The sequence below is a fragment of the Pseudomonas sp. NFACC56-3 genome (genome assembly GCF_900100025.1).
Classification (GTDB): Bacteria; Pseudomonadota; Gammaproteobacteria; order Pseudomonadales; family Pseudomonadaceae; genus Aquipseudomonas; species Aquipseudomonas fluorescens_AA.
Map to the genome: position 1 here is coordinate 70,608 of NZ_FMTK01000005.1, position 13,855 is coordinate 84,462.

At 60.2% G+C, this 13,855-nt stretch carries 12 protein-coding genes and 1 pseudogene; 12 read left to right on the forward strand and 1 reads right to left on the reverse strand.

The genetic code is table 11. The features are described 5' to 3' along the window. Positions 1 to 124 precede the first annotated feature (124 nt). The 12 genes and pseudogenes from BLO80_RS09575 to BLO80_RS09625 all read left to right on the forward strand — a co-directional run bounded on the left by BLO80_RS09575 (position 125) and on the right by BLO80_RS09625 (position 11,917). Complete coding sequence (locus BLO80_RS09575) at positions 125 to 1,081, forward strand: LysR family transcriptional regulator (protein WP_092327675.1); 957 nt, start codon at positions 125 to 127, stop codon at positions 1,079 to 1,081. A 744-nt stretch (positions 1,082 to 1,825) separates the two neighbouring features. Next, complete coding sequence (locus tag BLO80_RS09580; RefSeq protein ID WP_175459476.1) at positions 1,826 to 2,347, forward strand: DJ-1/PfpI family protein; 522 nt, start codon at positions 1,826 to 1,828, stop codon at positions 2,345 to 2,347. 64 nt (positions 2,348 to 2,411) lie between these two features. Beyond that, entirely contained in the window at positions 2,412 to 3,164 is a 753-nt protein-coding gene (locus BLO80_RS09585) for an SDR family oxidoreductase (RefSeq protein WP_092327679.1), read from the forward strand. A gap of 56 nt (positions 3,165 to 3,220) precedes the next feature. Continuing rightward, positions 3,221 to 4,237 carry an alpha/beta hydrolase gene (locus tag BLO80_RS09590; protein ID WP_092327680.1) on the forward strand — a complete coding sequence of 339 codons (1,017 nt, stop codon included), beginning with the start codon at positions 3,221 to 3,223 and terminating at the stop codon, positions 4,235 to 4,237. 159 nt (positions 4,238 to 4,396) lie between these two features. Further along, the gene (locus BLO80_RS09595; protein ID WP_092327682.1) at positions 4,397 to 5,128 is read left to right on the forward strand and encodes a GntR family transcriptional regulator; all 732 of its coding nucleotides are present in this window, start codon (positions 4,397 to 4,399) and stop codon (positions 5,126 to 5,128) included. Between the two features lie 122 nt (positions 5,129 to 5,250). Further along, positions 5,251 to 6,540: an MFS transporter gene (locus BLO80_RS09600; protein ID WP_092327683.1), complete on the forward strand. Its 1,290-nt coding sequence runs from the start codon at positions 5,251 to 5,253 to the stop codon at positions 6,538 to 6,540. Between the two features lie 28 nt (positions 6,541 to 6,568). Beyond that, positions 6,569 to 7,399 carry an amidohydrolase family protein gene (locus BLO80_RS09605; protein WP_092327685.1) on the forward strand — a complete coding sequence of 277 codons (831 nt, stop codon included), beginning with the start codon at positions 6,569 to 6,571 and terminating at the stop codon, positions 7,397 to 7,399. Between the two features lie 194 nt (positions 7,400 to 7,593). Next, positions 7,594 to 9,777, forward strand: a complete 2,184-nt coding sequence (locus tag BLO80_RS09610; protein ID WP_092327686.1) for a PAS domain-containing sensor histidine kinase — start codon at positions 7,594 to 7,596, stop codon at positions 9,775 to 9,777. Further along, the gene (locus BLO80_RS09615; protein WP_092327688.1) at positions 9,774 to 10,175 is read left to right on the forward strand and encodes a response regulator; all 402 of its coding nucleotides are present in this window, start codon (positions 9,774 to 9,776) and stop codon (positions 10,173 to 10,175) included. Before BLO80_RS09610 ends, BLO80_RS09615 begins: the two co-directional genes overlap by 4 nt. 257 nt (positions 10,176 to 10,432) lie before the next feature. Further along, positions 10,433 to 10,876, forward strand: a complete 444-nt coding sequence (locus BLO80_RS09620; protein ID WP_092327690.1) for an HIT family protein — start codon at positions 10,433 to 10,435, stop codon at positions 10,874 to 10,876. A 54-nt stretch (positions 10,877 to 10,930) separates the two neighbouring features. Next, positions 10,931 to 11,084: pseudogene (locus tag BLO80_RS30215) on the forward strand (PLP-dependent transferase); the annotation flags it as partial. A gap of 314 nt (positions 11,085 to 11,398) precedes the next feature. Beyond that, positions 11,399 to 11,917, forward strand: coding sequence for a hypothetical protein (locus BLO80_RS09625; RefSeq protein WP_092327691.1), 519 nt, complete (start codon positions 11,399 to 11,401; stop codon positions 11,915 to 11,917). A gap of 29 nt (positions 11,918 to 11,946) precedes the next feature. Here BLO80_RS09625 and BLO80_RS09630 read toward each other — a convergent pair whose 3' ends face one another. Continuing rightward, a complete protein-coding gene (locus BLO80_RS09630; RefSeq protein ID WP_092327693.1) occupies positions 11,947 to 13,806 on the reverse strand; it encodes an ABC transporter ATP-binding protein in 1,860 nt (619 codons plus the stop codon). Positions 13,807 to 13,855: the final 49 nt, after the last annotated feature.

Here is a 13,855-nt window from a genome sequence, read left to right on the forward strand (position 1 = left end):
TCGTTGAAACAGGCTTCAACGGAAAATCAGACATGCCGCAATGGCACAAATGGGGGGATCGTGTTTCGAAGGCTTCCCTGCGACCAGTTTGATAATGAGGCGCTGCAATGGGTATTCTTGTTCCATGAAAGCACAAATGGGTCTAGACCGATTGACCGGTCTCATAGCGTTTGCACGCACGGCATCCCTGGGTAGCTACTCGGCTGCTGCTCGGGATCTCTCCGTATCGCCTTCGGCCGTCAGTAAAAGTGTCCAGCGATTGGAGGAGCACTTTGGACTGCGGCTTTTCAGTCGCTCCACCCGTTCATTGGTCCTGACACCGGAAGGGCGCGAGCTCTACGAGCGTGCCTTGCGTGTGATTCGCGAAGTGGAACAGATCGAGCAGGCCGCCGTTGCTGCGCGAGGAGAACCGTCCGGGACGTTAAAGGTGACTGCGCCCCTGCCCATCGGTGTCAACATCCTCGCGCCAGCGCTCCCGGCGTTCCGCGAACGCTATCCTGAACTGACGGTGGACTTGCGTTTAGGCGATCAATTTGCAGACATTATCGAACAGGGCATCGACGTAGCGATTCGCGTCGGAAACCTGACTGATTCAAGGCTCGTTTCCAGGCCGCTCGGCCCTCATCGAATCTGCACCTTCGCTTCGCCAGCGTACCTTGCCAGAAAAGGCATGCCGCGCAGCATCGACGATCTGGTCAATCACGACTGTGTCAACTTCCGTTATCAAAGCACCGGGCAGGCCCTGCGCTGGCCGTTTCAGGTCGGGGAGCGCGTGGTGGAGATTACGCCGAACGCCAGCATGATCATTGATGTCAGCGATGCTGTCGCCGTGGCGCTCGCGGCAGGCGCAGGCATAGGCATTTCTCCGACCTACGTGGCCGCACCTTATGTCCAGCGGGGCGAACTGGTCCCCGTATTCCCGGAATTCGCCGTGGACAGGTTCACCATTACCGCTCTCTGGCCAGAGAGCCGACGGGGCAGTCCGAACGTCAAGGCATTTTTGGAATTCCTGCAGGAGATATTCCCTGCACCCACGCCTTGGGATTCGCTGATCGAAGTGGCCAGGGATGTTCATCCCTAGCGTTGCCTTACGGCTAACTGTTCGCCAAGGCAGGTTGACCAGAGATGTTCGGTTTGGCCCTCGCTGCAGCAGATCATCGAAGCGTTTCGCTGGATGAGGCAGCGAAACAAGACTTGTATCTGCTCACTGCAATAATGACGTTGCCGGTCCTCTTCGTTCACCCAAATACCTGAAATCGACCACTGAAAGACCTCTTGTTCCCGGCAAGTCAGCGCGTAATCGAGACATCCGGGAAGAAGCGCAATGTGTGCCAGGGCTGCTTGAGTTTCGGGGCAAGACAGCGGGGGGAGAATAGGGAAGCGAATACTGATTTGATTGTAACTGTATAAGGTCCGATGCGTTGCCATGGTCCTGTCCATTTAACACCCCGCAGGCGTAATGTAGTTGATTGGAACGGCGCCGTTGCTTGAAAAATCCCCATTTTATATAAGGCGTCGTGCGCGACTCACTGTGCGGCTTGATCATATTTGCTTGATCGCCGGAAAAGGAATAGACCGAGAGGTTTAACACTTGCACAAAATTTGCGTAAGTAACATCAGGCCCTGGCAGTCTTGGGTTGGAACCATTTAAACCGCTACGGTTTAGCTCCTAAGCCCTTGGGTGACTGTATTTTAAAAGCCCTCTGGTCAATGCTCTTTCAACCCCTGCAGTCGGCGCAGTGGCTGAAAGGGGCAGCGTTACTCGATGCGTACGTGTTTCTTAAGTGGCATGCCCAGTCAGGGCTGCGTTTGCAAGGACACCATGATGAAACGTTTAGCCATTATTGTCCCGCCACAGCGGCTTGACGTCGCGATGCTGATGGCCTGTATGGGGATGTGGCGTAAGGAATATGACCTCAGGATTTTTTCTGTCGACACTCGCCGTGTCGGTGTAATGACATTCGACGATGTTAAAGCAGAGGATCTGGAAGAACTGCATAACGAATGTTTCGATGCGGTGGCGGTCATGGATGGGGTCGGTACAAAAGACTACCTGTGGGACGATATAAAAGTCATCGCTGAACTTCAACGGTTTGACAAGGCGCGCAAGTTAATTGCGGGGCTAGGGCTGGGCGCCATTGTTCTTGCTCAATCGGGTGTTCTGGTTGGTAAACAGGCCGCAGTCGGTGAGTCGGCCGAGTTGATGGTTAAGTTGGCAAGTTATGGGGCGATTTTCGTCCCTGATGATGTCGTGATGTTGAAGTGGATCATTACCGGTAGCGGAAAGGACGTTGAAGCATTTGCCCAGGCAGTGTCCAGTTGGCTACGCAACCGATCAGGTCACTAATGACATTATTCGAGGCAGATTGGCAAGTTGCTCAATCTGATAACCCGTGCATGAGGAAAATCAAATGAACTCCATTCTTTCGACAAACATAAGCGCAACGGGCGACTTGACGGGTAAGACTATCGTCATATTTGGCGGTACCTCCGGGATCGGTCTGGCTGCCGCCATCCAGGCGAAACAATCTGGAGGCAAGGTCCATGTAGTGGGCCTGGACGCCGTCCGAGCGCAAAAGATTGCTGCGCAGCATGGTTTTGAAAGCTGGCGGGTCGCGGACGTCACCCAAAGTGAAACCCTGTATGCCGCTTTGTCGGACATCGAAAAAGTGGACCACCTGGTACTCCTGGCCGGAACCTTTGTGGCTGGCAAGACCCTGGAAGCGGACATTGCCTACCTGCATCGCGCCTTTGACGAGCGAATCTGGGCCGCGATCCATGTCTTGAAGGCCCTGGGGGATCGCCTCTCCCGGGATGGTTCGGTGACCTTCATTTCCGGTTCTCTGGCGGATCGCCCGAATGCCTACGGTACCGCCGTGCTCGCCGCTGCATCTGCCGCCATGGAAGCCCTTGCCCGCGGTCTCGCCCTGGAGCTGGCGCCTATCCGCGTCAATACGCTGTCACCCGGTCCGATCGATACCCCCATCCTCGCTAAAGCCATGGGGGACGCGCGTGATGGCTTCGTCGCTGCGCTTGAGCGGACCCTGCCGCTGCATCGCCTGGGGACCGCTGATGAAGCAGGTGCGGCGGTGGTGTTCCTGATGAGCAACGGCTTCATGAACGGCGCCACGATCAATGTCGATGGTGGAGCTCGCCTGGTTTGAGTCAGGGAAGGCCACCTCGATCGCTTCACATCACACCCATCGCTTCAGGAGCAAACATGAAACATCTATCGAAAGCTGTGCCTGCAATGATCGCGCTGTCTGTGGGGGCAACCATGGCTGCCGCGAATCCGGTACCTGAGCATCAGACCCAAGCGTTCTTGAGCGCGTTGGCGGCAGGGGGTGGCAAACCTCTCGAGCAGTTGAGCCCGCAAGAGGCGCGTGCGGTCCTGACCGGCGCCCAGAAGTCGGTCCAGGTCGATATGTCGGGCATTGAGGTCAGTGACAAAACGATCATGGCCGATGGCAAGGCGATCAAGTTGACGGTTGTACGGCCGGAGAAGGTCAAAGGGCCGCTGCCCGTATTCATGTTTTTTCACGGCGGTGGTTGGGTGTTGGGGGATTACCCGACCCATGCCCGATTGATTCGCGACCTGGTCGTCGCTTCGGGCGCCGTCGCGGTGTATGTCGATTACACGCCGTCTCCCGAAGCCCATTACCCTACCGCGATAAACCAAGCCTACGCCGCGACCAGATGGGTCGCCGAGCATGGGCAGGAGATCAACGTGGATGGCAAGCGATTGGCCGTGGCCGGCAATAGCGTCGGCGGCAATATGGCGGCGGTCGTGAGCCTGATGGCGAAGGAAAAAGCCACGCCGAAGCTTCGCTTCCAACTGCTGCTGTGGCCGGTAACCGACTCGAGCTTCGATACCGATTCATACCGGCAATTCGCCGAAGGGCACTTCCTCACCAGGAACATGATGACGTGGTTCTGGGATAACTACACCGCAGACCCGAACGAGCGTGCGCAGATTCATGCCTCGCCACTCAAGGCAAGCCTCGATCAGTTGAAAGGTCTGCCACCAGCGCTCGTGCAGACCGCAGGGCTCGATGTCCTGCGGGATGAGGGCGAAGCCTATGCCCGCAAGCTCGATGCTGCCGGCGTGGAGGTCACGGCGGTTCGTTACAACGGGATGATTCATGACTACGGTTTGCTCAATCCGCTGAGCCAGGTACCGGAAGTGAAAGCCGCGATGAGGCAGGCCGGAACTGAGCTCAAGGCTCATCTCAACTGAGTTGGCCGCACGCCGCCCGGCAAATGGCGGGCGGCTGCATAGTTGGATTCACCATTCGTCAACGAGACACCCTGGCACTTCTTGACAGCCATCGAACCTGGGTAAATACTCGCCGCTCATATTCATATATATGACTAGATAACAAGGTGAATAAGGTCAATGAGCTCTCTCTCCAGCGATGTCCGTCTGCCGCTTTACCAACGTCTGCGCGACCAATTGGCTGAGCAGATCGCCAATAACCGCTGGCGCCCGGGGGAGGCGATTCCGACCGAGGCCGCCCTTTCAGCGGAGTACCGGTTGTCGACCGGCACAGTGCGCAAGGCCATCGATGCGCTGGTCAGCGAGGGCATCCTGGAGCGCCAGCAGGGGCGCGGTACTTTCATTCGCCGGCCGCAGTTTCAATCGTCGTTGTTCCGTTTCTTCCGTTTTCAAAGCGCTTCTGGTGAACGCCGGGTCCCCGAGAGTCGGATCTTGTCCGTGGAGCCGGTGATCGCGCCGTCGGCGGTGGCCCAGGCCCTGGGGTTGCCGGTGGATGCGCCGGTGATTCGCCTGGTGCGGGTGCGTCTGCTGGAAGTGGAGCCAGTGCTCGCCGAAGAAATCTGGTTGCCTCGTAGCCGCTTCCAAGCCTTGCTCGACATCGACCTGAGGCAAAAAGGCCCATTGCTTTATCCCATTTATGAAGAGGTTTGCGGCCAGGTTGTCGCCTATGCCGAAGAAACCCTCACCGCCGAATCGGTGAATGAGGTGCACGCAAGATTGCTGCAGGTGCCGGTCAACAGCCCGGTGGTGGTGATCGAGCGCCTGGCACGGGACTACGCTGGCAATCCCCTGGAGTGGCGACGCTCTCGCGGGCATGCCGAGCACTTCCGCTACAGGGTGGAAATTCGCTGACCCGACCCGGCTAGCGGCGAGTCGGTCGCCGCTGTTCTTACCGTTTTGTTTGTCATGACTGGCCCTGTAGCGGCGCGGTTCGCTCTCGGCTGCCTTTCGTTTCACTTACAAGGATAAGAATCATGTTCAGTTGGTATCGCCAAGTCACTGCGCGGGAGCGCAAAACGTTTTGGGCCTGTTTCGGCGGATGGTCGCTCGACGCCTTGGAAGTACAGATGTTCGGCCTGGCGATACCGGCGTTGATCGCCGCGTTCGCCCTGACCAAGGGCGATGCCGGGCTGGTCAGCGGTGTGACCCTGGTCACTTCGGCCATTGGCGGCTGGGTCGGCGGCACGCTGTCGGACCGCTACGGTCGGGTGCGCACGCTGCAATGGATGATCCTGTGGTTTTCGTTCTTCACCTTCCTGTCGGCATTCGTCACGGGCTTCCACCAGCTGTTGATCGTCAAGGCGCTGCAAGGCTTCGGGATTGGCGGAGAATGGGCCGCCGGCGCGGTATTGATGGCCGAGACCATCAACCCCAAGTACCGTGGCAAGGTCATGGGCACGGTGCAAAGCGCCTGGGCGGTGGGTTGGGGGCTGGCGGTCGGCGTCTTTACCTTGATCTATTCCCTCGTGCCGCAGGACATGGCTTGGCGGGTGATGTTCGTCGTGGGCCTGCTGCCGTCGTTCCTGATCATCTGGGTGCGGCGCAACGTTGAAGAGCCGGACAGTTTCCAGCGCCTGAAAAAAGACAACGTCATCCCGCAAAGTTTCTTCAAATCCCTGGCCGGTATCTTTCGCCCCGAGTTGATCCGCGTGACCTTGTTTGGCGGGTTGCTGGGGCTAGGGGCGCACGGTGGCTACCACGCGGTGATGACCTGGTTGCCGACCTTTCTCAAGACCGAGCGCAACCTGTCGGTGCTCAACTCCGGCGGCTACCTGGCGGTGATCATCTTCGCCTTCTGGTGCGGCTGTGTGGTCAGCGGCCTGCTGATCGATCGCATCGGACGTCGGAAGAACATCGTCTTGTTTGCGCTGTGCTGCGTGGTCACTGTGCAGTGCTATGTGTTCCTGCCGTTGACCAACACCCAGATGTTGTTCCTGGGGTTCCCGCTCGGCTTCTTCGCGGCCGGTATTCCGGCGAGCCTCGGGGCGTTTTTCAACGAGTTGTACCCGGCGGATGTGCGCGGCGCCGGTGTGGGGTTCTGCTACAACTTCGGCCGGGTGCTCTCATCGGTGTTCCCGTTCCTGGTCGGCCACATGAGTGATTCCATGTCCTTGGGCTCGGCCATTGGCATCGACGCCGGGATTGCCTACGGCGTGGCGGTGATCGCGGCGCTGTGCCTGCCGGAAACCCGCGGCCGCAGCCTGGAAGCCACCGCTGCATCGGCGCCTGTGGTTGAGCCTGACAGCCAGAGCGCCCGGGCCTGATTTCCCTTATTGTCGATAGATGAAACCCATGGTTGATACCTGTACCAAACCGATGACCGGCATTGACTGCCACGCCCACGTGTTCAGTCGTGAGCTGGAACTGGCCGCTGTCCGGCGCTACACACCCGACTATGACGCCACGCTCGCTCAATACCTGGGCCACTTGCACGCCCATGGATTGAGCCATGGCGTGTTGGTGCAGCCGAGCTTTCTCGGCACCGATAACCGCTACCTGCTGGCCGCGCTACGGCAAGCACCGGAGCAGTTGCGCGGGGTCGTGGTGGTGGAGCGAGACGTCAGCCGCGCCGAGCTGGACGACATGGCCCGGTTGGGCGTGGTCGGTGTGCGCTTGAACCTGATGGGCAAAGCCTTGCCTGATTTTCGAGACGCCGCCTGGAGCGGCTTGTTGGGCCACATCGCGGAACTGGATTGGCATGTCGAGTTGCATGCCAACCTGGTGGACTTGCCGGGGTTGATGGCTCAGCTGTTGCCATCGGGCATCAAGTTGGTGGTCGATCATTTCGGCCGCCCGGATGCGCGCTCGGGGCTGGATCAACCTGGCTTCGCCCAATTGATGGCGCTGGGGCAGGGCGGGCAGGTGTGGATGAAGGTGTCCGGCATCTATCGATTGGGCGCAACGGCCCCGCGCAACCTTGAATTCGCCCGCGCCTCGTTGGCGGTGCTGGAACGCAGTTTCGGTCCCGAACGCCTGGTGTGGGGCAGCGATTGGCCGCACACTCAGCATGAAGCGCATGTCGGCTTCGAGACGGTCATGGCGCAATTGCGCGCGTTGGCATGCTCGGCGTCGCTGATGCATGCGTTAATGGTCCAGACACCCCAGGCGCTCTTCAAGTTTTGAGGCGCGAAGGTCGTGGCGTCGAGTTTTGCTGAACTCGTTCGATGAATAGGGATCTAGACTCCATTGAAGCCCTGTGAACAGTCGCCGTATCGGTCTTTAAAAGGGATTTCTGCGAGCTGGAACCACCGACCCAGGCGATGCACTGGGGCGAAGGACAGCGAGGGTGTTTCAGCCAGGCGGTTTGAGGATGACTGATGTCGAACATTGAAGAGCTACCCACGCAAACCCATGCGCCGAGCGAATACGAAAGCTTGATCGCGATGGGGACGAGCGCGCTCGATGCGATTCCCGGTGCGGTGTACCTCTGCGATCACCAGGGCTGGCTCGTGCGGTACAACAGTGAGGCGGCCGAGCTGTGGGGAAGGGCGCCAGCACTCGGAGAGCACGGCGACCGTTTTTGCGGCGCCTATCGATTGTTCCAGGCCGATGGCACGCCGCTGGCCTTCGAACACTGCCCGACGGCCGCGGCGCTCAATACAGGCATTGCGCCGCGCAACCAGGAAGTGATCATCCAACGTCCGGACGGCTCGCGGTTCGTGGCGCTGATGAACATCCGCGCCCTCAGGGATCGGCGGGGCGTCATTCAAGGGGTGATCAACTGCTTCCAGGATGTTTCGGCGCACCATGCCATGGCCGAGGAGCTTCGGCGCAAGAGTGCCGACCTGGAAGACTTTTTCGAAAACAGCGCCGTGGGCCTGCATATCGTCAGTGGCGAGGGCATCATCCTGCGCGCCAACAAGGCGGAGCTGGCGCTGCTGGGATATCCGGCAGAGGAATACATCGGGCGGCACATCACCGAGTTTCATGTCGACGAACCGGTTATCGGCGACATCCTCACCAAGCTGGGCAGTGGCGACTGCCTGGAGAGTTATCCGGCGCGGCTGAGGGCGAAAGACGGCTCGATCAAGCATGTCACGATCACTTCGAACGGGCGCTTCGAGGACGGAAGGCTTTTCAACACCCGTTGCTTCACGATTGACAGGAGCTGCGTCCACGCGGCCGAGGCGGCGCGCCAGGAGAGCGATGAGCGGCTTTCTGCGACCTATGAGGCGGTGACCATCGGGATTTCCGAGGTCGATATCGACGGTCGCTTGCTCCGGGTGAACGACGCCCTGTGCAACATGCTGGGTCGGTCGCGGGAGGAACTCCTGTCGATGACGTTCCTGGACTACACCCACCCGGACTGCATCGCGCAGGATGCGGGCTTGTACACCCGCCAGGTGGCCGGTGAACTGGATAACTACGTGCTGCGCAAACGCGCCCTGAAGCCCGATGGCGAGGTGGTCTACCTCGACATCCACAGCTCGTCGGTGAGGGACGCCAACGGTGCGTTTCGTTATGGCGTGCGGGTGCTGCAGGACGTCACGCTGGCGCGGCGGATGGAAAACCAGATCCGCGAAAGCGAACGGCACATGCGCAATCTGCTCGAAGCATTGCCCGCCGCGGTGTACACCACCGACGCCGAGGGGCGCATCACGTTCTACAATCGTGCCGCTGTCGAACTGTCGGGGCGCACCCCGCAGTTGGGCGACATGTGGTGCGTGACCTGGAAGCTGTTCAATACGGACGGAACCGCGCTTCCCCACGATCAATGTCCGATGGCGGTGGCGCTGAAGGAAAACCGGCCAATACGCGGCGTCGAGGCCATCGCAGAGCGGCCGGATGGCAGCCATGTACCGTTCACGCCGTTTCCCACGCCGTTGCATGACGCCGATGGAAACCTGGTGGGCGCCATCAACATGCTGGTCGATATTTCCGAACGAAAACAGGCGGAGAACCGGCAGAAAACGCTGATCGATGAGCTCAATCACCGGGTCAAGAATACCCTGGCCACGGTGCAATCGCTGGCGGCCCAGACCGCGCGCAATGCCGAGGATGCGAAAGATGGCTACAGGCGTTTCGAGGCCAGGCTGTTGGCATTGTCCCGTGCACACGACCTCTTGACCAAGCGCCACTGGGGGCAGACGCCACTCGACACCCTGGCCCATGAAGTGCTGCTGCCGGTCTTTGGGCATGAGCCTGGCCGTGTCGTGATCGAGGGCGCTCGCGTGGACGTCGGCACCCGCATGGCGCTCAACCTGACGATGACCCTCAATGAATTGGCGATCAACGCACTCAAGTACGGGGCCATGTCGGTCGAGACGGGGACGCTTGCTGTCACTTGGCACTTGCAGACCCAGGCGGACGGAACATGGCTGACCCTCGACTGGCAGGAGCGTGGAGGGCCGCTGGTATCCCCGCCGGAACGGGAGGGGCTGGGTTCGCGCCTGATGAAGCGCTGCATCGAGCGCGACCTGGGTGGCACGTTTGACCTCATCTATGCCCCACAGGGCGTTTGCTGTCGCTTTTCGTTCCCGATTGGAGCGGACGGGGCATGAGCCCATTGGCTGGAACCCGGGTGCTGGTCGTCGAAGACGAAGGCGCGATTGCCCTGTTGATCGAGGAGATGCTGGAAGAATTCGGATGCGAAGTGGTGGCCTCGGTCGCCCGCCTCGCTGCCGCATGTGAGATCGCCGGCTCGGTGCAGGTGGACCTGGCGATCCTGGACGTCAACCTGGCCGGCGAGCGTGTGTTCCCGGTGGCCGACATTCTTCGTAGTCGCCAAATCCCCTTTCTATTCAGCACCGGATACGGCGCCAGCGGGTTGCCGGCCGAGTACGCCGCGCGGCCGGTTCTGCACAAGCCGTTTTCGGAAAGTGAATTGCAGCGGAAAATTGCCGTTACGCTGAAAGAAGCCGGCAAAAGTGACCCGACAATCAGCCCTGACGCCCACTGACCCACCGCTATCGCGAGCAAGCTCGCTCCCACAATGGCCGGCGGCGAACCGTGATGGAGTGCCCCCCGCAAATCCCCTGTGGGAGCGAGCTTGCTCGCGATAGCGGTCCGGCTCCAGCACCGATACCAACGGATACGACACCCTCCCCAGCAAGCCCAGCCCTGATGTTCAAGCAGGCCTCTACAAGACGTTGCCGCTGGACTGTGCTAAATCTCTTACCGGCAACCCACCTCTCCAAACCCATTCAAGGAGTGAACATGAGTCTCCACGGTCATTACGATCCGCAGAACATCTTTGCGCTGATCCTTCGCGGCGATGCGCCGTGCTACAAGATTTACGAAGACGCCGATGTGCTGGCTTTCCTGGATATCTTTCCTCAATCGCGCGGTCATGTCCTGGTCATTCCCAAAGCCTCCCAGGCGCGCAACATCCTCGAAGTCGAGCCCGCTGTCCTGGGCGCGATGATGTCTGCCGTACAGCGCCTGACGCGCATCATCGTGGACGAGTTGCAGCCGGACGGGGTCCAGGTTGCGCAATTCAATGGCGCTGTGGCCGGGCAAACGGTCTTTCACATTCACATGCACATCATTCCTCGCTGGGAAGGTGAAGAGCCGGGTGTGCATGGCCGGGGCAAGGCCGATCCCGAGGAACTGGAAACACTCCAGGCTCGCCTGGTCGAGCGCATTCGCTCAGGGGCCTGACGCCGGTCAAGTTCCTGCCAAGGGGCACGGGCCGTATCAGTTCCCGTGCCCCTGAGCGACCTGCCCGGACGGTTGCAGGCCAACACCAAAATGATCTACACCGAAGTGCCCGGTTCCTTGTTGTACGAGCTCTGCGACTTGCCGGCCATCGCTGCGCTGCAAGCCGCGCGGCATCTTGCTGGCAGTGGACAATACTGGGGTTGGAGGATGTCGAGGTGTTGATCGATGACTTGAAGCATCCTACATCGATTGCGAACTGACCCACCGCTTTCGCGAGCAAGCCCGCTCCCACAAGGGGCCTGCATAGGTTTCAAATACCGTGCAGCACCACAAACCCAGTGTGGGAGCGAGCTTGCTCGCGATGGCGGCAGTACATCCAACCCCAATGCGCACTGACCCACCGCTTTGGCGAGCAAGGTTGTGCACCCCACCACAAAAACCTATCGACACTGGGCTACCAAATCCCTTGGCAACCGCTACCATTGGGCGCAGACCTCCCGACGCCCCTGGACATTCACTTTCATGAAATTGCGCCTGCTGACCGCTGCCCTGTTTTTCACCTGCACCCTGACTCACGCCGCTGAATCGAAACCCGTTCCGAAAGCCCTGGAAGCACAGATCGGGCACTTGGTAGCGCTCATCAAGGACAGCTATGCCACCGGCTACCCGGAAGCGACGCTGGTGCAGACGCTGGACACTGGCGAGGACAGCCAGGTCACCCTCGCGGTCTTCACCATCGAGGGTTTCGGTATGGGCAACAACTACAGCCAATACCTGGCGGCCTTTACGCCCGAAGAGAACGAGGACGGCGTGCCGCACTACAGCCTGTTGGACGTGATGCGCATCGGGGGCGACAGCTGGCGTGCCATCGACAAACTGGATGCCAAGCTGGTCAGCGACCCGACGGGTGAGCAGACGCTGATCGACATTCCTGTGATGGAAAATACCGATGACGATGCGCCGAACTTCCCGAGCAGGGCTGCTGTGATTCACCTATCCCTGGAAGGGGCACAGTCACTGCGATTGGTAGAGAAAAGGTAAGACGCGTTGTCCCCCGGGCCATCCATAGCTCATACCTGATCCATCGCCTCGCTCACCCACCGGTCCTCACCCAGGAACCCGCCACTCTGATGGTGCCACAGCCGCGCGTAGATGCCGTTCCTGGCGAGCAATTCGGTGTGGGTGCCCTGTTCGATGATGCGTCCATCATCCATGACGATCAGTCGATCCATCGCCGCAATCGTGGACAGCCGATGGGCGATGGCGATGACGGTTTTACCCTGCATCATTTCATCGAGGCTTTCCTGGATGGCCACTTCGACTTCAGAATCCAGCGCGCTGGTCGCCTCGTCAAGGAGCAGGATCGGGGCGTTCTTGAGCATCACTCGGGCAATCGCGATGCGCTGGCGCTGGCCGCCCGACAGCTTGATGCCGCGCTCGCCGACCAAGGTGTCGTAGCCGGTGTGACCCTGGCGGTCGCTCAGTTGGCTGATGAACTCATCGGCCTGGGCATTGGCTGCGGCACGGCGGATTTGTGCGTCGCTCGCATCGGGTCGGCCATAGGCGATGTTGTCGCGAATGGAGCGGTGCAGCAGGGACGTATCCTGGGTGACCATGCCGATGGCGCTGCGCAGGCTGTCTTGCGTCACGTGCGCAATGTCTTGCCCGTCAATGCGGATCTGCCCGCTGTCGACATCATAGAAGCGCAGCAGCAAGTTGATGAGCGTGGATTTGCCCGCGCCGGAGCGGCCCACCAGGCCGATTTTCTCCCCCGGGCGAATGTTCAGGCTCAAGCCATCGAGCACCTGGCGTTCGCCATTGTAGTTGAAGCTCACATTGTCGAAGGTGACCGCTCCGCCTGAGGTCACCAGCACTCCCGCGTCCGGCGCATCCTGCACCTTGGGGCCGCGAGTAAGGGTGGCCATGCCATCCTGCACGGTGCCGATGCTCTCGAACAGCGAGGTCATTTGCCACATGATCCAGTGCGACATGCCGTTGATACGCAACGCCATGGCGGTGATCGCCGCCACGGCACCGGCGCCGACGTCGCCCTGGTGCCACAGCCACAGGGCATAACCGCCTGCCGCCATGATCAAGCCCACCACCAACGCCTGGTTGACGATCTCGAATTGGCTGACCAGACGCATCTGGCGAAAGCCGGTCTGTTTGAAATCCTCCATGGCCGCGCGGGCGAAGTGCGCTTCACGATTGGAGTGGGAGAACAGCTTCACGGTCGTGATGTTGGTGTAGGCGTCCGAGATACGTCCGGTCATCGAAGAGCGCGCATTGGCCTGTTCCTGTCCGACTTTCCCCAGGCGGGGCACGAAGTAGAGCATGGCCAGCCCGAACAGCACGATCCAGGCCACGAAAGGCAGCATCAGTTTCAGGGCGAAGCCACCGGCCAATGCGATGATCGCGATGAAATACACGCCGATTCCGGGGGCGATCTCGATCAGGGTGAACAGCACGTCACGCACGGCCAGCGCAGTCTGCATCACCTTGGTGGTGACCCGGCCAGAGAACTCGTCGGAAAAAAACGACAGGCTTTGCCGCAGCATCAGGCGGTGAAAGTCCCAACGCAGCCGCAACGGCAGATTGATCGCCAATACCTGGTGCTGCACCATGGTACGCAACGCTACCAGCCCGATGCTGGCCAGCATGACGAGGCCCATGCCCCACAGCACGCGACTTTCCTGCGCCGCCGCCTCACCGCCGGCCTGCCAGGTCGAAAGCAGGTCCACGACCTGGCCGAGGAAGGAAAACAGCCAGGCTTCATAGATCGAGACACCGGCGCTGAGCAGCGCAAACGCGAGGATGTAACCGCGGGCGCCCCGTGTGCAGGCCCAGAGAAACCGAGCCAGGCCTTCGGGCGGCGGGGGGACCTCGTCGGGCGGGAAAGGGTCGAGCCTTTGTTCAAATACGCGAAGCATGGGGGTCTCCGAAACGATCGATCAGGAGATTCTGCCACTTAAAGGCTGC